The 23609-nt window shown below is 35.2% G+C and carries 14 protein-coding genes; all 14 read left to right on the forward strand.

The window, feature by feature from the left end; translation table 11 throughout:
* Positions 1–5 precede the first annotated feature (5 nt).
* The 14 genes from ACFSAH_RS00380 (at position 6) to ACFSAH_RS00445 (ending at position 23523) form a co-directional block, all read left to right on the forward strand.
* Positions 6–2159: an alpha-galactosidase gene (locus ACFSAH_RS00380; RefSeq protein ID WP_379660694.1), complete on the forward strand. Its 2154-nt coding sequence runs from the start codon at positions 6–8 to the stop codon at positions 2157–2159.
* Positions 2160–2585: 426 nt separating this feature from the next.
* On the forward strand, positions 2586–3173 hold the full coding sequence (locus ACFSAH_RS00385) for an RNA polymerase sigma factor (RefSeq protein ID WP_379660695.1): 588 nt from the start codon (positions 2586–2588) through the stop codon (positions 3171–3173).
* Positions 3174–3350: 177 nt separating this feature from the next.
* The gene (locus ACFSAH_RS00390) at positions 3351–4547 is read left to right on the forward strand and encodes a FecR family protein (RefSeq protein ID WP_379660696.1); all 1197 of its coding nucleotides are present in this window, start codon (positions 3351–3353) and stop codon (positions 4545–4547) included.
* 205 nt (positions 4548–4752) lie between these two features.
* A complete protein-coding gene (locus tag ACFSAH_RS00395; protein ID WP_379660697.1) occupies positions 4753–8145 on the forward strand; it encodes a TonB-dependent receptor in 3393 nt (1130 codons plus the stop codon).
* 18 nt (positions 8146–8163) lie between these two features.
* Complete coding sequence (locus tag ACFSAH_RS00400) at positions 8164–10005, forward strand: RagB/SusD family nutrient uptake outer membrane protein (protein ID WP_379660698.1); 1842 nt, start codon at positions 8164–8166, stop codon at positions 10003–10005.
* Between the two features lie 50 nt (positions 10006–10055).
* Positions 10056–12098 (forward strand): hypothetical protein, encoded by a 2043-nt coding sequence (locus ACFSAH_RS00405; protein WP_379660699.1) that lies wholly within the window; start codon positions 10056–10058, stop codon positions 12096–12098.
* Positions 12099–12129: 31 nt separating this feature from the next.
* A complete protein-coding gene (locus ACFSAH_RS00410) occupies positions 12130–14181 on the forward strand; it encodes an SBBP repeat-containing protein (protein WP_379660700.1) in 2052 nt (683 codons plus the stop codon).
* Between the two features lie 137 nt (positions 14182–14318).
* Positions 14319–16325, forward strand: coding sequence for an SBBP repeat-containing protein (locus ACFSAH_RS00415; RefSeq protein WP_379660701.1), 2007 nt, complete (start codon positions 14319–14321; stop codon positions 16323–16325).
* Between the two features lie 16 nt (positions 16326–16341).
* Positions 16342–16674 carry a hypothetical protein gene (locus ACFSAH_RS00420; RefSeq protein WP_379660702.1) on the forward strand — a complete coding sequence of 111 codons (333 nt, stop codon included), beginning with the start codon at positions 16342–16344 and terminating at the stop codon, positions 16672–16674.
* 66 nt (positions 16675–16740) lie between these two features.
* Positions 16741–17661: a GDSL-type esterase/lipase family protein gene (locus ACFSAH_RS00425; protein ID WP_379660703.1), complete on the forward strand. Its 921-nt coding sequence runs from the start codon at positions 16741–16743 to the stop codon at positions 17659–17661.
* A gap of 100 nt (positions 17662–17761) precedes the next feature.
* Positions 17762–18721, forward strand: coding sequence for a GDSL-type esterase/lipase family protein (locus ACFSAH_RS00430; RefSeq protein ID WP_379660704.1), 960 nt, complete (start codon positions 17762–17764; stop codon positions 18719–18721).
* Positions 18722–18846: 125 nt separating this feature from the next.
* Positions 18847–20097, forward strand: a complete 1251-nt coding sequence (locus ACFSAH_RS00435; RefSeq protein WP_379660705.1) for an acetylxylan esterase — start codon at positions 18847–18849, stop codon at positions 20095–20097.
* A 1-nt stretch (position 20098) separates the two neighbouring features.
* Positions 20099–22363, forward strand: coding sequence for a heparinase II/III domain-containing protein (locus ACFSAH_RS00440; RefSeq protein ID WP_379660706.1), 2265 nt, complete (start codon positions 20099–20101; stop codon positions 22361–22363).
* A 2-nt stretch (positions 22364–22365) separates the two neighbouring features.
* Positions 22366–23523 carry an alpha/beta hydrolase family protein gene (locus ACFSAH_RS00445; protein ID WP_379660707.1) on the forward strand — a complete coding sequence of 386 codons (1158 nt, stop codon included), beginning with the start codon at positions 22366–22368 and terminating at the stop codon, positions 23521–23523.
* The last annotated feature ends 86 nt before the right edge of the window (positions 23524–23609 follow it).

A 23609-nucleotide genomic window follows, 5' to 3' on the forward strand; every position in this document is an offset into this window, starting at 1 on the left:
ATAAAATGAAGAAGATATTTATTGCATTTCTAAGTTTTACTGCAACTCTGGTGGTTCATGCACAAAACAAAGAGATTGTTTTAGAAACCAAGAATTCGGCATTAGTTTATGTCATGAAAGATAATCAAAAAGTTTATCAGGCTTATTTAGGTCAAAAGCTTAATCAAAGCTCGGAATATTTAAAAGCAGGAGGACCACAGAAAGAAGCGTATATCGGCGCAGGAATGGAAGATTTCTTCGAACCTGCAATCAGAGTGGTTCATGCAGACGGAAATCCATCTTTGGATCTTAGAGTATCAGATCAGAAAATTAATAAAGAAGGTAATATAACAACGGCAAGTATTACGCTGAAAGATCCTCAATATCCTACACAGGTTGTGTTACATTTTAAAAGTTTCTTTAATGAAGATGTAATTAAAACCTGGACAGAGATCAGGAACGGAGAAAAGGGAACTATTACCTTATATAATTATGCTTCTTCTATGTTGCATTTTAGTGCGCCAAATTATTGGTTAAGCCAATTTGATGGTGATTATATGACCGAGATGCGAATGAAAGAATCTAAACTAACTACAGGAATTAAAACACTGGATAGTAAGTTGGGCTCCAGAGCACATATGTATCGTACGCCAGTTTTCTATCTGTCTTTAGGAAATTTATCTACAGAAAAAAACGGAGAGCTGATTGCAGGTACTTTAGGGTGGTCGGGCAATTTTCAATCTTCTTTTGAGATTGACCAATCTAATAATCTTAGGGTAATCAATGGGGTTAATCCTTACGCTTCTGACTATAAACTGGCTGCGGGACAAACTTTTGTAACGCCAGAATTTATTTTCACCCATACTTTAAATGGTAAGGGACAGGCTACCAGAAATTTGCATGACTGGGCAAGAAATTACGGTGTGTTGGATGGAATGAAGCCACGAATGACTTTATTGAATAACTGGGAAGCTACCCATATGGATTTTAACCAGGATATTCTGGTGGAACTGTTTGATGGGGCTAAGAAATTGGGTGTAGATTTGTTTTTGTTGGATGACGGTTGGTTTGGAAACAAATATCCAAGAGATGCAGACAAAACCGCTTTAGGCGATTGGCAAACGGATCAGAAGAAATTACCAAGCGGAATTGGTTATCTGGTAAAACAAGCTGAAACTAAAGGACTAAAGTTTGGGATCTGGTTAGAACCAGAAATGATTAGCCCTAAAAGCGAGCTTTATGAAAAGCATCCGGACTGGATATTAAAACTACCTAATAGAGACGAAAGCTTGTCCAGACATCAATTAGTCTTGGATCTGGTAAATCCTAAAGTGCAGGATTTTGTATTTAAAGTTGTAGATGATTTGATGAAAGAAAATCCGAACATTGCTTTTATAAAATGGGATTGCAACAGACCAATGACCAATACTTACTCTCCATATTTAAAAGCCAATCAGTCTAATACTTACGTAGATTATACCAGAAGTTTATATAAAGTATTGGAAAGACTAAGAGCAAAATACCCGCATTTGCCGATTATGCTTTGTGCTGGTGGTGGAGGAAGAACAGACTATGGAGCGTTAAAATATTTTACTGAATTTTGGCCAAGTGATAATACCGATGGTTTCGAACGTGTTTTTATCCAATGGGGATATCTGAATTTCTTTCCGGCTTTAACAGTGTCCAGTCATATCACATCAATGGGGAAACAGTCTATAAAGTTTAGAACAGATGTTGCCATGATGGGTAAAATGGGCTATGATATCAAGGTAAATAAAATGACCAACGAGGAGATTGAATTCAGTAATCAGGCGGTTAAAACCTATAAAAAATTAAGTGACGTTATCTGGTTTGGAGATTTGTACCGTTTGATTTCGCCGTATGAAGAACCAAGAGCAGTATTAATGTATGCCGATAAAAATAAAAACAGAGCTGTAGTATTTAACTATATTCTGAACTACCGAAGAAAAGAATATTTAGGTAAGGTGAAGTTAGATGGGTTAGATGCGAATAAACAATATAAAATTGAAGAAGTAAACTTAATGCCGGGAACCAAATCTGCATTAGCAGAAAATGGAAAAGTTTACAGCGGAGATTTCCTGATGAAAGTTGGTTTAAATCTGGCTCCGGGAAAAGTACAGGCAGTATCTAGTTCTGTTATAGAACTAATTGCTCAATAAAGTACTAGCAGGATAGAAAAGTCCTGCTGGTATTTTTAGTATCTAAATCAGTTTTTTTGATGAAGATCTGTATCAAAAAAGCTTTGTCGTTTCCAAATAATCTGAGCAAGCTCTGAAGCGAGTTCGGAATGATAAATTCATCGCTTTTAACACAACTCCTTGGCTTCAATTTCTATTCCGAAAGTTGAATAATTGATTGTTCCTTATTTCCTTCATTGATTTTCTAACTCTCACTTCACCTCTTCTTCATATTGTGCAATGCTGCTTTTGTTTGAAAATATTTTCTGATAATAGTTGGTAATTAAAAAAGAATTGTAACTTGGATTGCTAAGAGGGGTATTTTTTATAAAACCTGGAGATATTTGTAGATTATAACCAGTAGTTTTATATTTAGGGCCTCGTATCTCTTTTATTTATAACACCGAATTGCAAACTGTTACTAATTTTATATCTATAGAGAATCTCCGTAAGGGAGATCAGCAGGCATTTGAGCATGTGTACAAGAACTATGGTGCACAGGTCTATCGTTTGGCTTTCAGATTTTTGAAAGATAAGGCTCAAAGTGAGGAAATAGTACAGGAGACTTTTATTAAGCTCTGGTTAAACAGAGAGAAGTTGGATATAAACGGAAATCTATGGCTGTATCTTTATGTTATCGCTAAAAGGCTATCTTTAAATGAGCTTCGCAAAATCAGTCAATCAGAAGAGTTATCCGCTCAGTTATTACTGAATATTACGGATGCTCATAATGGAACCGAAGAAGAGGTTCTTGCTGCTGATATGGAAAAGTTTACCGAATCTGTCCTTAATAAACTACCTAACCAGCAACAAACAATTTTCAGATTAAGTCGGGTAGAGGGCTTAACACATCAGCAAATTGCAGAGAAGTTGGGAATTTCTCCTAATACGGTGAAAAATCATATGGTGGAAGCACTAAAGAATATTAAAAACCAACTTAAAGATACCGAATTGGTTTATTTTATTACTCTACTTTTTCTTTTTGACCAGTTGTAAATTCAATAAACACATCTTTTTATTACTCTTTAATAATGTTTTTTTAAAATAAATTGTCTGATTATCAGTTTGTTGTTTTGTTTTTAAAGAAAAGATGAAAAACTGACTAGTCCTACCAGTCGTTTGTGGTGTTCTCTATTTATAAACCGTTCCTAAAAGGGAACAAAAAAATTAAACGTGTCCGAAGAAAGATTATATCAATTACTAAAAGAATACTTCAATAACACTATATCGTCTGAGGATTGTATAGGATTGCTGAAATTTCTTGCTGATGCTAAAGACGAGCAAACTTTATTGTTAATTGATGAGGTGCTGAGTGAGTTTAAAAAAGGAGTGGTATTTTCTCCGAAACAATCGGAAGAAGTTTACAAGCGTATTTTAGAAGATGTAAGGTTTAAGCAAATGCGTAAAGCTAAATTTACATTTACCATTAATTATCAATGGTTGAGGTATGCAGCAATCTTTTTAATATTTATGGCTGCGGGTATCTATTTTATTAACAGTTATAGGTTAAAGCTAGCTGTTGAGCAGGATGAAAATATAGCGGTTATTAAATTGCCCATAGCAGATACTAGTAATGTGAGGTTAACAACTAGTGATGGTGCTTCCATTATGCTGGATAGTGTAAGTGTAGGTAATTCTTTAAAAGATCTTAATGGAGGTGCGGAGGTGAATAAAACGGGCGAAAAAATGCTTGCCTATGAAGAGAGAGGGAAAAACTGGATAGTAAAAACACCTGTATTGCACACCTTGTCTGTTCCAAGAGGAATAACCTATCGGGTTCAATTACCAGACGGAACCAATGTTTGGTTAAATGCGGCTTCGTCATTAACCTATCCTTCTGAATTTTTAGGTAAACAACGTAAAGTAGTATTGTCTGGCGAAGCTTATTTTGAAGTGGCAAAAGATAAAAATAAACCATTTATAGTTGAGTCTAATGGCAATAGTGTGGAAGTATTGGGTACTCATTTTAATGTTTTGGCTTATAAAGATGATAACCTGATAAAAACCACTCTGTTAGAGGGATCTGTAAAGATGTTTAATCAGAGCTCTTCTGTTGTCCTTGTTCCGGGTAAACAGGCGGTGGTTAAGAAAAACGAATCTGCTATAGAGGTGAAAGCAGCGAAGATAGAAGAGGTGATGGCATGGAAAAATGGATACTTTGTATTTGAAGATGCAGATATCGAGTCTATTATGAAGGAGTTGGCAAGATGGTATAATATAGATGTGGAATATAAAGGAATAAATGTAAAACAGCGTTTTGGAGGTACTTTTTCCAAAAATAAAAACCTGAAAGACTTATTAGAATACCTGGAAACTTTGGGAGATGTGCAATTTGTACAAGAGGGAAGGAGGGTAATTGTTATGCGGTAACGAATACAACAACATAATGATTATCAAAAAAACTAAGAGCGTTGGCCCGCTCTCAGTTTCCGGCCTTGAGAAAGCCGATCCGGATAATCAAATTTAATTGCAGAGAACAATCATAATTAATTAAACCAGACAAAATCAAATGTATAAAAAAATTACTGCATTAGTATGCACTAAATGTAGCTATATCCCTATTAGATTTTTGCTCATGATGAAACTTGTTTTTATAATGTTACTCTCGACATTTATGCAGGTGAGCGCATCAAGTTTTGCGCAGAAAGTAAGTATTTCGGTAAGAAATGCTCATTTAAAAGACGTATTTAGTTTATTAAGAAAACAAACAGGTTACGATTTTTTATATAATTCTGCGGATCTGAACAATAGTTCAAAAGTAAGCATTACGGCAAGTAACGAGGACTTAAAAGATGTATTGGATAAATGTTTGAACGACCAGTCTTTGACTTATACTATTAATAAATCTACAGTGCTTGTTAAAAGGAAAGTCTTAACTACTTCGGCTTTACAGTTAAATAGTATTACGGGGAAAGTAACGGACGAAAAAGATGAGCCCTTACCAGGGGTAAGTGTACGTGTAAAGGGAGTACAAAGTAGTACAGTTACAGATGCAAATGGTAATTATAAGATTAATGTTCAAAAAGGGCTTAATGTCGTATTAATATTTAGCTATTTAGGATTTGCTACACAGGAAGTTGATTTGGGGAATAAACTTACTGCTAATATTAAATTAAAATCGAGTAATGTTAATCTTGATGAAACTGTGGTTGTTGCTTATGGGACGGTAAATAGGTCAGATTTAACAGGGTCTGTGACTGCAGTAAATATGGAGGATATATCAAAGGCTCCTGTTCAGAATTATACTGAAGCATTAGCAGGGAGGATAGCTGGCGTACAAATTACTTCTGTAGAAGGACAACCTGGGAAAGAACAAAGTATTGTGATTCGAGGACCAGGGACCTTGACTCAGGATGCTACTCCTTTATATGTAATTGACGGATATCCAATGGAAAACTATGATGCTTCTGCAATTAATACAAACGATATAGAGAGTATTAGTGTTTTGAAAGATGCTTCTGCTACGGCTTTATATGGAGCCAGAGCTGCTAATGGAGTAATTGTAATTGAAACTAAAAAAGGAAAAGCGGGTAAATCAGAAGTGACCTTCTCTTCTACGAATGGGTTCAATAAGATTAGAAAGAATATAGAGGTAATGAATCCTTATGAATTTGTAAAATATCAGGATGAGTTTAATCATGCAGTAGCTAAAGTTAGATATTTTAATGGAAAAGATCTTTCTAGTTATGAGAGCATTGCTGGAGTGAATTGGCAGGATAGGTTATTTGTTGCTGCTCCTTTAAATATTTATAATCTTTCGATTAGAGGAGGTAATTTGGATACTAGATATTCTATATCGGGAGCTATCAACCAATCAGAAGGTATAATTTTAAATACAGGAGCTAAGAGATATCAGGGAAGGGTATCAATAGATCATAATCTTTCTAAAAATATTAAAGTAGGTGTAAATAGTAGCTATACTAATAACAATATATACGGTGTTCAGGCATCAGCTGCAGCTTCAAACTCGGCAACTAGTTATTTGTTTTACAGTACCTGGGGATATAGACCTGTTTCAGGAAGAGACGATATAGACTTGAATGATATGGATTTGGATGATACTCCAAATGAAAACGATCAGAACACAAGAAGGGTGAATCCGTATCAAACAGCTATAAATACTTATAATAATTCTGTGGCAAAGTCTTTGTATACAAATGCTTACATTAGTTTAAGTCTTACAAAGGAATTAATTTTTAAGTCAACGGGTAATATTAGTTCAATACAAAGAAATGTTGATAATTTTTATAATTCCAGAACGGCAAGGGGGCTCCCTATACCCCAAAATACAATGGGAGTTCAGGCAAGTACTTTGTCTTTGGAAACTAATGGGTGGTCTAATGAAAATACACTTTCTTATTCAAAAAGACTAAATAAGTTTCATAGATTAAATGCTCTAATTGGTTTCTCATCCCAGTCCGGAAACAGTCAGTCAAGAGGGGTTAGCATTCGAAATATACCTAATGAGGAACTAGGAATGTCAGGTTATAATGAAGGTACTCCATATGAAACTATTTCTAAGAGTGATGGGTTTAAAATGGCTTCTTTTTTTGGAAGAGTAAATTATAATTATGATTCTAAATATTTGTTTACTGCAACTTTCAGAGCTGACGGAAGCTCTAAGTTTCCAAAGCATAATATGTGGGGGTATTTTCCATCGGCGGCATTTGCATGGAATATGTCCCGAGAGGATTTTTTGAAATACAATTCAGTCATTTCTAACTCGAAAATTAGATTAAGTTATGGGGAGACTGGTAACAATAGAGTAACAGCTCAGGTTTTTCGTCCTCGTTTGGCTTTCCCGGCAAATAGTTCCTATTCATTTAACAATCAAGAACCGGATAAAGCTGCAATTCAGGAAGGTATAGGAAATCAAAAGTTGAAATGGGAGGTGACTCGACAATTTGATATAGGGTATGATTTGGGATTGTTTAAAAACCGGATAGAGTTGGTGGTTGACTTATATAGAAAAACTACTTCTGATCTTTTACTCAATGCACAGTTACCTTTATCTACAGGTTATTCTACGGTATATCAAAATATAGGTAAAGTAAAGAATGAAGGGCTTGAGATTGCTGTGAACAGTGTAAACTATAATAAAAAATTATTTAAGTGGTCGTCAAGTTTCAATATAGCTTTTAATAGAAATAAGATATTGGCATTAGTTCGTGATCAAAATGAAATGCTTAAAAATAATTCTTTTCATTTTAATTATTCATCAGCATTTAATATTTCTCGAGTAGGTGAATCGGCAGGACAATTTTACGGATATGAATGGATAGGAAATTATCAATACGAAGATTTTGATGAAGTTTCCCCAGGAGTTTATAAACTGAAAGCACATATTTCTGATAATGGAGATGATAGAGATAAAATTCAACCAGGTGATATCAAGTATAGAGATATTAATGAGGATGGAAAGATAACAGAATCAGATAAAGTAATTATTGGAAGAGCTTTACCTAAACATGTAGGTGGTATTGGTAATAATATAAGTTATAAGCAGTTTGATTTAAATGTATTTTTTCAATGGGTTTATGGAAACGATATTTATAATGCTAATAGGCTTGTTTTTGAAGGGAATAGTTTGAAATTAACTGATTTAAATCAATATGCTTCATATCAGAATCGTTGGACCCCAGAAAACCAAAACAACGAATATTTTAGGACAGGAGGTAGCGGTCCTACAGGTATGCACTCATCAAGAGTTGTGGAGGATGGTTCGTTCTTGAGATTGAAGACTCTTGCTTTGGGATATACATTGGCTCAGAATATATCTAAGAAAATCTATTTAAAGAACCTCCGATTCAATGTTTCGGCTCAAAACTTATTTACCTGGACCAAATATACAGGATTAGATCCCGAAGTTTCAGTCAGAAACTCTGTGCTAACTCCAGGATTAGATTATTCTGCTTACCCTCAAACGAGAACATTTGTTTTTGGAATTAGTGCCACTTTAAATAATTAAATCTAAAAAGAGATTCAAATGAAACGCATCTTAGTATTTGCTTTATGTACCATGGTAATGACTTCATGTGAAAAATTCTTAGAAGTAGAACCAACAGATTTTTTAGCACCATCTACATATTATAGAACTCCTCAACATTTAGAATATGCGCTAAATGGTGTTTATGACATGTTGGGGTCAACAAAACTATATGGAGCTCAGCTTCACTCCAGACATAATATGCAGGCAGAAGAAGGATTTTATTACTCTACAGCCACAGCTAACATGACAGAAACATATGATTTTGAGGCTACAAATGGAGAGGTAGAAAAACTGTGGGAATATCTTTATATAGGTGTTTCAAGAGCCAATATTGTATTAGCTAATGTTGATAATAATAAAGCTATAGATGAAGATATAAGGAAAAGAATTAAGGGAGAAGCATTGTTTTTAAGAGCCTATTACTATTTTCTATTGGTTCAAACCTATGGACCAGTGCCATTAAGGTTGGAGCCTACCAATAGTCCGGATGATGTTGATATGGCAGCAAGTAGTGAGCAAGATATTTACGAACAAATAATTGCTGATATGGAAGAGGCAGAAGGATTGGTACTACCAATTTCTCAAATAGGGTTTGGAGGGAGAGTAAGTAAATCTGCAGTTAGAGGAATATTAGCCAGAGTTTGTCTTAATATGGCAGGTCATCCTGTTCAAGATCAATCTAAGTACCAAAAGGCAAACTATTGGTTGGAAAAAATAATTCTGGATGTTGATAATGTTCATACTCTGAACCCTTCTTATAGTGATGTTTTTATAAAATATGCTGCAGATGAGTACGATATAAAAGAAAGTATTTGGGAAGTAGAATTTTTTGGTAATTCCTCGGGGGCAATACAGGAATCTGGTTATGTTGGCTCTTGGATTGGTGTCAGAAATACGGCTACATCTAATGATATTGGTTATTCATTCGGACGAATAAGAGCTACAGCTAAACATTATAAGCTATACGAAGATGGTGATGTAAGAAGGGACTGGAATATTGCTCCCTTTACTTATGCGGCAAATGGTTCAAAAACTGCTCTTAACTTATCTCAACCTGCACATTACTATGTTAGGTATGCCGGAAAATACAGAAGAGAATTTGAAAAAGTTTTTCCTAAATCAACCCAGTTAACGCCAATAAATTTTCCGCTGCTTCGCTATTCAGATGTTTTGCTAATGTATGCCGAGGTTCAGAATGAACTTTATGGACAGCCTACATCGGAAGCTATAGATGCAATAACTGCAGTAAGAAAAAGGGCTTGGTCTTCTGGTATTAAGTCTGTTAGTATTACAAATGGCGGAACAGGTTATACGACAACAAATTTACCTACTGTAGAATTTGTTGGAGGAGGAGGAAGTGGCGCTGTAGCTAAGGTAACTGTAGCAAGCGGAAAAATATCTGCCATTACCTTTGATAGAGATAGCGAAACATTTTTATTGAAGAATGGAAAAAATTATAGCGCTATACCAGTAATTACTATTAGTGGTGGAAGCGGAAGTGGGGCAACTGCTACCGCCCAGATTTATAACACTAGCGATTATGAATTAACTCCTTTACAAAAAACAAATACGAAGGAATTCAGAAAGTTGATTATAGATGAAAGAACTAGAGAGTTATGTTTTGAAGCACTAAGAAGACCAGATTTAATAAGGTGGGGGATTTTTTATACAACAATGAAAGATAACCTGGCAATAATGGAGACCGATTTAGGTTCTGCTACTACGATTTGGGAAACGTCTACATATAGAAATGTATTGCCAAAACATGTGATATACCCAATACCTAGTAAGGAATTAGAAGTAAATAGGAAACTAGTTCAACATTATTTGTGGAGATAAGCCGATAAACAAAATATCATTTTTTTAAAATAATTCAAATTCATCATCCAATGAATAAGAGACTTTTTTATTCTTTTTTTAAGATATTGGCCTGTACTTTATTAGTAATAAAGGGTGCAACGTATAGCTACGCTAGGGAGTTTTTACCTTCAGTAGTTAAGGAGAACCAAACTACAGTAAACCTTAGTTCTGGCTCGTTAAATAACCTGGGCCCACAAGTAGTAGAAAGATCTATTAATGGCAGCGCTTTTGTAAAAGAGCAAAATGGCAACCAGTGGCTGTATACCGTAGAGAGAGGCTCACCAGCAAGATTGTTAGGTTATCGTTTAAACGCAACTACTCCCGAGATTAATTTACCATTAGCAGGGGCAAGCGGTTCTTGGTCTATTGTGGCATCAAGCGATGGGATATTATATGTTTCCTCGGATGCGAACGCTTTGTTATATAGCCATATTCCTGGCAGCCAGCAAATAAAAAACTTGGGTTTAGTTTTGCCAGGAGAAAGCTATTTATGGGAGTTAACTCCGGGCAAAAATGGAGAGATTTTTGGAGCAACTTATCCAGGAGCGAAAGTTTTTCATTATCATCCAGCAACAGGATTTAAGGAAGTTAGTAATGGAGCGGTAAAATCGGGAGAAAACTATGCCCGCAGTATTGTTTATCATCCAGCAACAGATAAATTATATGTAGGAGTTGGCTCTCATACCAGTTTAATTAAGCTTGACCCGAGAACGGGACAAAAAACAGAGCTTTTGCCACCAATGTATCAGGGACATTCGGGCTTTGTTTATTATATGGGAGTGGTAGAAGGGATAAGTTCTGGAGATAAGCTTTTAGTAACCATCACAGGAACCACCAGTCATAATAAAACTTTAGTTTATAATATAAACACGGGGGCTTTCGAAAATGAAATGGGAGTATTTGTATCTAAAACAGTTATAAAATCTCCTGTAAATCAGAAAATATATTATACCAATGCTTCTGCATTATATAGCATTGATTTTGGAGAAGAATGTGCTAAACAGGTTCTTCTTCACAGAAATAGCAGCGCTTTGGCTACAACATGGTTAAATAATAATGAATTATGTTATTTAACAGGGCAAGGCAAAGTGGTTGTGTATAATGTTTTAAAAAAGCAGGCATCAGAAATACAATTAGAAATACCGCCAGAGCCAATAACCATTAATACACTTGCTTATGGCCCTGATGGCAGAATTTGGATGAGTGGTTACCCTGTGGGTAGTAATGCGGCATATAATCCGCAAACTCAAAAAACAGAAATGTATTATGGCCTTTCTCAGAGCGAAAGTATTAGTGTATTTGGTAATGATTTGTATTTCGGAGTTTATGCAGGTGCCAAGTTTTATAAATATACAACAGGCAAACCCTGGTTATTAAATATAAACCCTAAGTATTTAGGAAGTGCAGCGGGGCAGGATAGACCTTTTGCTTATGCAGCAATACCTTCTTTAAATAAAATGTTTTTTGGTACTGTTCCAGGTTACGGCAGGTTAGGTGGAGCTATTGTTGAATACGATGTGCAGGAAGATAAATTAAACAGCACTGCGGATATTATTGCGAGTCAATCTATTGTATCTCTATTATATAGTGGGACAGAGTTGTATGGCGGTACTTCGGTTTGGGGAGGTCTTGGTATAGAGCCTACAACTACTGAAGCCAAATTGTTTCTGTTAGATCCTCTTACAAAGACGAAAGTATTTGACATGGTGCCAGTAGCAGGTGCTAAAGCAATTACTTGCCTAATAGATGGACCCGATGGTAATTTATGGGGCATGGCCGATGGTACTTTATTTGTCTTTAATAAACAAAACAAAACTGTGGTATCAAGACATGTTTTGTTCACTGTTTCTGAAGATACTAAATCTAAGCATGTTTGGAAGAATGCAGCATTGGTATTGCACCCTAGTGGAAGAATTTTTGGGGTTTGTTATGGCGATTTTTTTGAGTTAAATCCGCAAACAAAGGTGAAAACTACTATTAGTACCGATGCTTCTCATTCCTTAACAATGGATAAAAATACAGGCTATTTATATTATCAGAAGGTATTAAACCTATGGCAATATATACCTTAAATCAATATAAACCATAATTAAAAGAAGTAATATGAAACAAACGCTACAAAAAATGAAATTATCTTTTTTTCTGATAATTTGGCTATTGGCTCCTGTGTTTATAAATGCACAGACCAATCAATTTGGATGGGTTCAGCAATTAGGCTCTACAGGGGCAGAAACTGTGGCTGGTATAGCCCATGATGCTGATGGGAATGTTTACGTTACAGGCTCTATTTCGGCAGATGTAACAGTAACTTTAGTAGATAATACCATTGTTAATTTGGTAAATAACGGAAGCACAGATATTTTTATTGCAAAAATAAATTCCAGTGGAAAATATGTTTGGATAAAAAATATTGGTGGTACAGGAGCTGATGTAGGACAAAAAATTAAAGTGGATTTTGAGGGAAATTTGATCATATCTGGCCAGTTTACAGGTTCAAATATTAATTTTAATCCAGAAGGTCCTGCCCAGCAAGTAAGTTCAGCAGGTAGTGTAGATGCTTTTATTCTTAAATTAAAGAGTAACGGAGAGTTTATTTGGGTTAAAAGAATTGGCTCTACCGGTGCAGATTATGCTTATGCACTGGATGTAGATGCTAATGGAAATGTTTATACCGGAGGCCGGTTTCAATATACCGTAGATTTTGATCCGGGGTCTGGTGAATATAAATTAATTGCCAATTCAGAGGTGGCATCAACTGCGTTTGATGCTTATGTATTAAAATTAGATAAGAACGGAGATTTTATTTGGGCCAAAAGTTTTGGAGGTAAGGGTTGGGATGTAGTAAATGGCTTAGCAGTAGATATAGCACAAAATGTTTATTTAACAGGAAGGTTTGAGCAAGAAGCTAATTTTAACCCCGATCCACTAGCTGTAGCCCATAAAGTAACTGCGGTATATCAGGACGCATTTATTTTAAAATTGGATATGAATGGGGCCTTTGTTTGGAACAGGACCATATTTAGTAATACTGCAACAAACGATGTATGGGGGAATGATCTAACTGTTGATAAAAAAGGCAATGTTTTAGCAACCGGTTTTTTTACAGGAACAGCAAAGTTTAGTTCTGCAACAACAGAGCTTGTGTCAAAAGGGAATAGAGATATTTATGTGGTAAAAGTTAGTCCACTTGGAGATTTAACCTGGTTTAAAGGAATTGGAGGTACTTCTGATGATAGAGGGGAAGGTATTTTTACCGATGCTAATGGAGAGGTGTACTTTACAGGTAGATTTGCTCAGAATAATGTTGATTTTGGTAATGGGGTAGAGCTTTCTGCAGGCGGTCAATTTGATGTTTTTGTAATAAAAATTAACACAGATGGGACAGCACAATGGGCAGAAAGATTTGGCGGAACAGTTGCCGAACTAGGTGGAACAGGAAATGTTGCCGGAACAGATATTGGTTATGCAATTAGTGTAGATCTTAGTGGTAATGTATATACCGCAGGAGTTTTCGCAGGTTCGGCAATTTTTGATTTCCCTGCTAAGACGGCCAAACTTACAACTTTGGGTGGTAATGATGTGTTTATCAGTAAAATTGCTCAGGTTGGTTTTGTGCTGCCGGTTAGTTTTATTAAGTTTTATCTAGAAGAGAGCCCTGCAGGTAATAAACTGCTTTGGCAAACCGCCACTGAAACAACTAATAGCCATTTTGATTTAGAAAGAAGCTCAGATGGATTAACATTTCATGCCATAAAAACAATAGCAGGTAATGGAACAAGTCAGTCTATTAATTATTATCATTATTTAGATCGGGATATTAATCTAAATGAAAACTACTATTATAGGTTAAAACAAGTAGACTTTAATGGTAATATCAGCTATTCTACTTTGGTAAGTTCTAAAAAAGGCAAAGCACAAGGTTTTGAATTAAGCGTGTATCCTAATCCAGTTATCGAAAATTTAACTATTGGGTCTAACCAAAGCTTAATTGGCGCTAAGCTTATAATCATCAATAGTTTAGGTGAAACTGTTTATACAAAGACAAATCTTAATGGAAAACAAGTGCAGGTAGATATGTCTAGTTTTCCTCATGGTATTTATGTTTTGCAGTTGCAACATAATGATGAGTTTGTGAGCTATAAGATTGTAAAGTAAACCGGTATAATCAATAAAATTAAAGCTATAGACCCAAAGGAACTAAGTTAGGAGATTTTGGGTCTATAATCTCTTAGGTAATTAAGTGCTAAGTTTTAGCATCAGCTTAAGGCTTAGCCTGTTAAAGCCATTAAGGTATGTACAATTTCTATAAAAAATATTTTAGGCAATATATTTATAGCTTAATACTGTGTTTAGCTACTTTGGGAACTGCTTATGCACAGGATATAAGCTGGGTAAATAGATATGGAGCAGCTGGAGAAGATATTATTTATGCCTCTGCTGTAGATTTTGAAAACAATATTTATACAACAGGTACATTTAATGGAAGTATAGATTTTAATGAGGGCAAGGGAGCTGCGGTTCAATTAAGTTCGCAAGGCGGGGTAGATATTTTTATTACCAAAACAGCTGTAGATGGGGTATTATTATGGGCAAAAAGAGTTGGTGGTACAGGTGGGGATTATGCCTTGGCATTAGCTGTTGATGATAAAGGAGCAATATATATTACTGGTCGTTTTACAGGAACTGTAGACTTTGACCCTGGTTCTGGCGTATTTAATTTGGCGGCAACATCTGGTAGCTACGATGTGTTTGTCTTAAAATTAAATGCTTCTGGAGATTTTGTATGGGCAAAGAAAATGGGCGGAGCAGGATGGGATGTTGCCAATGCCATTGCAGTAGATAAAGACAAAAATGTTGTGGTTACAGGTCGTTTTGATGGAACAGCAAATTTTAATAGCAATGGTTCGGCATCCGCTATCAACCTAACGGCAATAGGACAAGATATATTTGTTGTTAAGCTAAATTCAGAAGGGAATACACTTTGGGCAAAAAGATATGGTGGAAGTCAAGATGATTGGGGCCAAGGAGTAGATGTTGATGCTAATGGATCAATATATGTAACTGGTTTTTTTAGAGACGAAGTACTTTTTGGCGGTCTTGCTGATCAAAAATTAATTTCTACTGGTGCTACAAGAGATGTTTTTATTCTGAAAATAGAAAGCCAGGGAGAGCTTAGCTGGGTTAAGAAAATAGGAGGCACTTCTGATGATAGAGGCGAGGCGCTGAAGGTAGATTTAGAAGGCAATATTTTAATAACAGGAAGAATAGCAGGTACAAATATTCTTTTTGGAGACGATTTTTCTTTATCACCAGGTGGTAATTTCGATGCTTTTATCGCTAAGCTAAATCAAGATGGAGATTATATCTGGGTAAAAAGTTTAGAAGGCAGTGGCGATTCTTTTGGATTGGGGCTAGCTACCGATAATTATCATTCGGTTTATATAGCCGGGTATTTTAAAGGTATTATTGATTTAAACCCCGGTTCCTGTGATTTAGAATTTGTTTCCGCAGGAGATGCAGATGTTTTTATTGTGAAGTTAGATGCAGATGGTTATTTTGTTTGGGGAAGGCAAATGGGAGGCATTAATGAGGACCGAGGAAATACCATTTCTGTAGATCAAAATGCGAATGTTTATACGGCGGGGTATTTTACCGGAGAAGCTAATTTTAATGCCAATCTTGGTGCACATTATATTGTTTCCAAAGGAGATAAAGATGCTTTTTTACATAAAATTGCTGAAAAAGCAGAATCCGATGAAGATAATGAGCCTTTGCCGCTTTATATTGTGAATTTGACAGGGAATGTTGATGAAAATTTTAACAGCTTAAAATGGACACTACTTAACCAAAAAACTAACCTGTCTTTTGATATAGAACGATCTAACGGAACAGATGCTTTTAGCGCTATTTCAAGCCTAAAAAGTGCTAATCAAACTCATTTTTTTTATATCGATAATTCACCTTTTGATGAGCATAATTATTACCGAATAAAACAAATAGATGAAAGTGGGGAGGTTTTTTATTCGGAAACTCTTTTACTTAAGCGGGTAAAATTTGCAAAAAATCCATTGCATGTTTATCCCAATCCCATCTTAAATAATCTATTAACAATAAGCAGAACCGATGGGAGGATTTTAGGGAATATTATAATTAACGATTCCTTAGGAAGGCTTGTTTTTTCTGCCAAAGAAATACTTGTAGATAAGCTTAGTATTAATACAACAGGTTGGTTAAAGGGGCTTTATTTGATTAAAGTTCAAGATAAAACGGGATCAAATCATTTTAAAATAATTAAATAAAATAAATAATAAAATCATGAAAAAACTATCATTATTAACATTGCTAGTGGGCTTATTCTTTTTTGCGAATGCTCAAAATAAACCATCATTCAGCTATTATTCTTTAGAAACGTTAGAAGCTATAGGAACAAGTAAAGAACAGCAAACGCAAATTTTTGAAATTAGAAAAAATTCAGAAGAACGTGTAAGAGCGGTAAAAAAAGATGCTTCACTTAACGAAGAGGAGAAAAAAGCTAAATATAAAGAAATTTATGGTGAAGGTGGAGCGCTTTATAAAAAGGTGTTAACATCTGAGCAGAATGAGAAATTAAAAATATTGTTTAAAGAATTTCAGGAGAATAATAAATAATTAAGTTAAGAGATGCATTGGAGATTTTTAAGAGAGTTAATTTGTTTTTTTTGCTTGTTTTTTTGTGTGCTAAAAACCAAGGGACAAACTAGCGAAGCTTTTAGTTATTATTCAGAAAAAACCTTAAGTGCTATTGAGGCAAGTGCAGAGCAAAGAGCGCAAATTTTGGCTATTAGAGAATTTACCAATGAGCAGGTTAAGCTTATTAAAGCCAATGAGAAATTAACCGAACAGCAGAAGAAGGATAGTTATAAAGAGGTCTATAGCAAGAGTAGTAAAGATTATTATTCGGTAATATCAGATAAACAGAAGGCAATTATTAAACAATTGTTAAAGGATATACAAGATCAAAAACAAAGAGATGGAGTTATCCCTGTTACTGATAGTTCAAGTTATTATAATCAATACTATCAACAAAGAATGAGTCTTTTTAATTCTTTTCCTCTTGTTAAAAATACGGTTATGTTTTTAGGAAGTAGCAGTGCTGAACGGGGTGCTTGGAGCGAACTTTTTCCTAATTCGATTATCTCTAATAGAGGGATTGGCGGCGATAATACTTTAGGGGTATTAGCTAGGTTAGATCAGGCTATTGCTATGCAACCTTCAAAGGTATTTCTATTCATAGGAACTAATGATTTGGGTAGTAGAGCTTGGCCAGTAAATTTTGTATATGATAAATATGTGCAAATAGTAGATAGGCTTAAAGAAGGATCTCCGAAAACTAAAATATATATCGTATCGCTACCTATTAACGAGCAGGTAGTTACAATAGAAAGGTTTAAAGGTAAGTCTGTTTATTTTAAACAATTTAATGAAAAATTAGGCGCCTTAGCGAAAGAGAAAAATCTTGTTTTTGTAAACTTCTTTAATCAAGTTCTTGGGAAAAATGGCGAGCTGATTTCAGACTATACTACCGATGGTATTCATTTAACTCCGCAGGGGTATAAATTAATGGCCGAATATTTTAGAAAGCATAAATTTTTATAGTTGTTTTTTTTAATGGTGATTTTAATTAGGACTCATTGAAATCACCATTATTTAGGTGTTAAATAAATAATATTCAGAAGGATTAAATTTGAAATATAATATGATCAGAATAATTTTTACCGCATTGCTATTGATACACTGTAGCTGGGCTTCATTATCAGCACAAGTTCGTAAATCTCTAAGTTATTATTCAGAGGAGACGCTAGATTTAATTGAGGCAACAGCAGCACAAAAAGCGAAAATTAAGCAAATAAAGAGCAATACAGACGAAAAGTTAAAGCAGGCTAAAAATGATGCTAATTTGGTTGAGAGCGAAAAACAATTAAAATACAAGGAAATATATGCTGAAGGAACTAAGCTTTATAATGAAGTGATTAGTGAACAGCAAAAAGAGGTTTTAAAGCAGCTGCATAAGAAAATTCAGGATGAAAATACGAAAATAGGATTTGCACCAATCATAGACAGTACTTTTAAAAGCAAGCATTTTGATCAAAGGATGGAATTGTTTGCCTCTTTTCCAATAGCGAATAAAGCCATCGTTTTTTTAGGTAATAGCATTACCGAGCGTGGCGTATGGAATGAGCTAATTCCAGGCAAACTGATCTCTAACCGAGGAATTGGGGGAGATAATACTTTTGGTGTTTTAGCAAGGTTAGATGGTGTTTTAACAGCTAAGCCAGAAAAAATATTTTTAATGATTGGAGTAAACGATTTAGCTGGTAGAGGCTGGCCGCTGGAACTGGTTTTAAAGAATTATACCAGAATTGTTAATCAGATTTTAAAGCAAAGCCCTAAAACCAAATTGTATATTCAATCGGTTTTGCCAATAGATGAGGATATGATACCTAGATTTAAAGGGAAATCAATTGTTATCAGCAAATTTAATGAAGAATTAAAAGTTTTAGCTGCTAATAAAAAAACTGTTTATGTTAATCTTCACGACCAATTTAAAGACGAGCAAGGTAAAATTAAACCAGAGCTTACCAATGATGGCATCCATTTAACACCATTAGCCTATAGTCAGTGGGTTAATTATTTAAAAGCTAGCGGTTTCTTGTAGTTCTCTACTTAGGTTTTTGGAAAAATAAGTAGAATAATTTTTAGATAAGAAAACACTTGAAAAAAATATCAAGAATATATTTATTGAAAAAAACAGGCTTAAGGTTGTTTTTAACCTTATTATTAATGGCTGTTTTTTTAGCTTCCAAAGCGGCTGAAATTAGCATCAAAATACATGCTAATAAAGAAAGTCGGGTTTATAATATTGGAGAAGAGGTTTCTTTTGCTGTTGTAGTAGAAAAGGATGGAAACTTAATCGATGGGTTAAAAGTTGAATATTTATTAGGCCGGGAAGGCATTAATCATTACCAAAAGGGGGAAAGAAAACTGGTAAACGGCAAAACGCTAATTGTTGCAAAGCCCTTAACCATACCTGGTTTTTTAAAATGTGAGCTTAATATAGAATATGAAGGGAAAATATATAGAGAGATAGCTGTAGTTGGGTTTTCTCCGGATAAAATTCTTAGCACCAGTGTAGAGCCTAAAGATTTTATGGCTTTTTGGAAAAAGGAATTGAATGGTTTGGAGAAAATACCGCTTAATCCGAAATTAGAATTATTAAAAGACCGGAGTACTGCAAGTGTTAATGTCTACCATGTTAATTTTCAGAATGAGGCCATGGGTTCTAAAATCTATGGTATTTTATGCCTACCAAAAAAGGAAGGGAAATATCCTGCGGTAGTTCGTTTTCCGGGAGCAGGAATTAGGCCTCACTGGGGTAATATTGAGCTGGCAGAAAAGGGAGTAATAACATTGGCTATCGGTATTCATGGTATTCCGGTAAATATGGATAGCGTGGTGTATAGTGATTTATATAAAGGAGCTCTACGTAAATATCCCGAGTTTAAACTGGAAAGCAAAGACGATTATTATTTTAAACGCGTATACCTGGGGAGTAAAAGAGCTTTAGATTTTATATATACCTTAGCCCAGTTTGATGGCCATACTTTGGCGGTAACTGGTGTTAGCCAAGGAGGTGCTTTATCAATAGTTACAGCAGCTTTAGATCCTAGGGTTAAGTTTGTTTTGGCTTATTGCCCTGCACTAGCAGAACTTACTGGTTTTATTCATAACCGGGCAGCAGGCTGGCCTCATTTATTTAATCATGCTAATCAGCATTTAGCTGCTAGTAAAGATTATATTAAAACGGCAGCTTATTATGATGTGGTAAATTTTGCCAAATACGTTCGGGCTTCGGGTTATTATTCTTGGGGTTTTAATGATGAAATAACTCCGGCTACTTCTATTTATTCTATGTATAATATTATTCAGGGACCTAAAAAAATATTCATAGACCCCGAAGTTTCGCATACCGTAAGTGCTTTACAGGCAAAAAACGGAAATACCTGGTTAGAAGAAATGTTAAAAATTAGATAGTATGTATACAATGAAGATATTTTATAAAAAGATGCTTAAAACAGTGCCTTTGTTTTGTTTACTTATATTAAGTGCTTTGACTTTGCCGGCTCAGCAGTTTGATTTGCTGGGAAACGGAGCATGGCTTTCCAAAATAAGTAAGGAGCATCCACGAATTTTTATTAATAAGAAAACATTAATCGATATCAAGGCCAAGGTAAAGCAAGATTTATGTTCGGAATATGAAAAACTTAAAAAAGAAGTTGATGAACTTCCTTTTGATGCACCCATTGTGATGAATACCGATTTGTATATACAAAATGCAGATGGAAGTATTAAAACTCATAAAGTTGCAGAGCAAGGTCAAAAACTTTTTAAATACAATGGCGGCGACCAGGCGGTTAAAATTGCATTGGTTTATTTAATTAGTGAAGATCCTAAGCTGGCAGCAAAGGCGGTTAATTATATTAAACTGGCTAATTATGTTTTCCAGTGGACGGCCAGTAAAAATATTTGGGTCGATTTAACAGGTAATGTACGTATTAATGCCCTTACTGCTTATGATTGGGTATGTTCAACATTAAGCACAGCACAGCGAAAAGATTTGCTGATGCCCATGCTGAATTATATTGAAAAATCGCAACCTGAAGGAGAATACACCTTTAGAAGAACAATAGGAGGAGCTATTGATGGAAATTATGGAGAGACAGCACTTCAATGGTTTGCTGGCCTTGCCGGATATGGAGATGGTGTAGACGATGTCCGTTCAGAAAAAATGTTAAAAGCAGGAGGGGAATTATTTGTCGATATGATGAACCATAGAGAGCGGATATCTGCAGGTTCGGGCTTGCTATCTTCCTCTACAGTTTCTTATTCTTTTTTTAATTATCCTTATTCTTCTTTCAATTTTTTCCATACTTGGAATTCTGCTTTTGGAGAGGACTTAACCGATAAATGGAAGCAAATGCTTGATTTTCCAAATTGGTTTGATTGGGCAGCCATTAAGTTGTCTAGTACAGGCAGGATGTTGTTTCATGGAATTGGAGATATTGGACATTCAGACAATCAGCTTAGAATGGATGATTTATATACCCACATGGCGCAGGTAGCCCATTTTTATGGGGCAAAATATCCAGATAAAATTGGTAAAGCTTATTCTTTACAGGCTAATTTACCTGCCGATAAAAGAAAGGTATTGGATAATTTATTTCCTTTTTTACCTTTTATTCTTACCGATTTTAATAGCAATAAAGTGAGAAAAATGGATGCCTTAGATTATGGCAGGTATTTCTATAACTCTAGTTTTGGTCTTTTGCTTATGCGTTCCGGAAAAGGCGATAAAGATACTTATGCCAGTTTTAGATTTGGAGCAGATCAAATCAATCATCAGCACTATGATGATCTTAGTTTTGTTATTTATAAAGAGAATTTTTTGGCTTTAGATGCAGGTAGCAGAACAGAAACCGATCACCACCATAATTTTGCACCTCAAAGCGTGGCTCATAATACCATTCTCATTCATGAACCTCATGAGCCAATGCCCGATTTTTGGAAAGCATGGAGTTATGTGCCTGATGGGAAAACTTATTATAACCACGGGGGGCAAAATTATAAGGATAAATCGCTGCCTTTAGCATTGCAAAGTACCGAAGATTTTATTTATGCTGCTGCTGATGCTACAAAAAATTATGCTGCCCTTAAAAGTAGGGAGGTGGTGCGTCAATTTGTGTTTTTAAAACCCAATGTATTTGTTATTTATGACCGGGTAGCTTCGGTTAAGCAATCTCAGAAAAAAGAGTTTTTACTGCATTTTCAAGAAAAACCGGTTGTTATTAGTACTAATCAATGGAAGGCTAGCCATGGAGGGAATTTATGGGTAACTACCCTGCTTCCAGAAGTCCCAAATTACAATCTTGTAGGCGGCCCAGGTAGAGAGTTTGAAGCCTCTGGTAGAAACTGGGAGTTAGCTGGCGGTGCAGATTGGGATAAAACAATGAAGCTTACGGGGAAATGGCGGTTAGAAATTAGCGATGCTAAGGAAGCAGATAGAAGTGTTTTTTTACATGTATTACAAGCCTCAGCAGCTAACGATAGCCAACAAATAAGTCAGTCGGTTAGAAAAAGTGGCGATTTAGATATTGTATCAATTAGCGATGAGCAGGGAAATAAATGGGAATTATCCTTTAATAGGACGGCTTCTGTGGGGCTTCATCTTAAAATGACCGATAAATTGGGTAAGCTGAAATACAATAAAACTTTAGAAAATGTAATTGAAAAAAATAATTAATCATGAAACATTATAGAACAATCATGAAATCACATTTTGGTTTTTGGGCTATTATTTTTGGGCTGTTTTTTATTTTTCATACAAGAGGATATGCTCAAGATTATAAATCCTTAATCTCGGTAGACGATGAAAAAAAGCGATTAGATAGCTATGAATTGGAGCTAGAGGCCTATTTAAAACATTACCTTATTGATGAATACCCAGCCAGAGCGCAGCAATTATGGAATAGAGATTATTCCAGTATTCCGGCTTATATAAGAAGTGTGCAGCCTAATGTATTGCGATGGAAGGATGTGGTAATTAAACCCCCGATGTTAAGAAAATCTGGCGAAATTAAGCGTACAGCATATAATTTTGAAGGATTAGCTGGAGAATGGATAGAACTTCCCTTAGGAAATATATCGGCCAAAGGAATATTGGTTATGCCTAAAAATGCATCAAAAAACAAACCTGTGCCATTAGTTATCGTACAGCATGGTGCTGGCAGTAGCCCCGAACGCCCTTTTACTGCCGACGGGAAGAGTTATTATGCTTATGCTAAAACATTGGTAGAGGCTGGTTTTGCGGTACTATCTCCCCTAAATTTAAGAGATATTTCTAAAAGGAATAATATAGAGCGTTATACCCGCTTGGCTAATATTTCTTTACCCGGAATAGAATTTTCTCGAACCCAAAATTTATTGGATGAAGTGCTTAAAGATGATAGAATAGATGGAGAGAGAATAGGCATGTGGGGCGTTTCATTGGGAGGAATGGCAACAATGTTTTGGATGTCTTTAGATAGTAGAATTAAAGCTGGAGTTGTTTCTGCTTGGTTTAATAATCGAATAAATAAGATGGCTATTGAGGATGATAAGTGGAGTAATTTTGCAAAATATGGAGAAGAATATGCTTATTTAACTGGTTGGTTAACTGAGTTTTCGGAGAATGATCTGGTTTCTATGGTTTGTCCAAGACCCATGCAAATTCAGCATGGTAAAAAAGACAATATTGCTTATTGGCCAGATATTATAAAAGAGTTTAAAGCTTCTAAAGTTCATTACGATAAGTTAGGGCTAGCCAATGGGATGGAACTTGTATTACACGAGGGAGGCCATGAAGCCAAAGTAGCAGAAGGGCTTAGTTTTTTAAAAAAACATTTAGGCAAGAGTTCTAATTAATTTTTTACTAAAAAATAGGAATATGAGCTGTTTTAAAGCTTAATAATTTATTTAGTTAAACCCAGTATAATTTATAGCGACGCACT

Source organism: Pseudopedobacter beijingensis (assembly GCF_042678145.1).
GTDB lineage: Bacteria > Bacteroidota > Bacteroidia > Sphingobacteriales > Sphingobacteriaceae > Pseudopedobacter > Pseudopedobacter beijingensis.

What these genes read in the sequence shown, in the direction of transcription:
- ACFSAH_RS00415 (WP_379660701.1), top strand. Translation starts at nt 14,319, where the DNA reads ATGTACAATTTCTATAAAAAATATTTTAGGCAATATATTTATAGCTTA.
- ACFSAH_RS00395 (WP_379660697.1), top strand. Translation starts at nt 4,753, where the DNA reads ATGATGAAACTTGTTTTTATAATGTTACTCTCGACATTTATGCAGGTG.
- ACFSAH_RS00405 (WP_379660699.1), top strand. Translation starts at nt 10,056, where the DNA reads ATGAATAAGAGACTTTTTTATTCTTTTTTTAAGATATTGGCCTGTACT.
- ACFSAH_RS00435 (WP_379660705.1), top strand. Translation starts at nt 18,847, where the DNA reads ATGGCTGTTTTTTTAGCTTCCAAAGCGGCTGAAATTAGCATCAAAATA.
- ACFSAH_RS00410 (WP_379660700.1), top strand. Translation starts at nt 12,130, where the DNA reads ATGAAACAAACGCTACAAAAAATGAAATTATCTTTTTTTCTGATAATT.
- ACFSAH_RS00440 (WP_379660706.1), top strand. Translation starts at nt 20,099, where the DNA reads ATGTATACAATGAAGATATTTTATAAAAAGATGCTTAAAACAGTGCCT.
- ACFSAH_RS00445 (WP_379660707.1), top strand. Translation starts at nt 22,366, where the DNA reads ATGAAACATTATAGAACAATCATGAAATCACATTTTGGTTTTTGGGCT.
- ACFSAH_RS00430 (WP_379660704.1), top strand. Translation starts at nt 17,762, where the DNA reads ATGATCAGAATAATTTTTACCGCATTGCTATTGATACACTGTAGCTGG.
- ACFSAH_RS00420 (WP_379660702.1), top strand. Translation starts at nt 16,342, where the DNA reads ATGAAAAAACTATCATTATTAACATTGCTAGTGGGCTTATTCTTTTTT.
- ACFSAH_RS00400 (WP_379660698.1), top strand. Translation starts at nt 8,164, where the DNA reads ATGAAACGCATCTTAGTATTTGCTTTATGTACCATGGTAATGACTTCA.
- ACFSAH_RS00380 (WP_379660694.1), top strand. Translation starts at nt 6, where the DNA reads ATGAAGAAGATATTTATTGCATTTCTAAGTTTTACTGCAACTCTGGTG.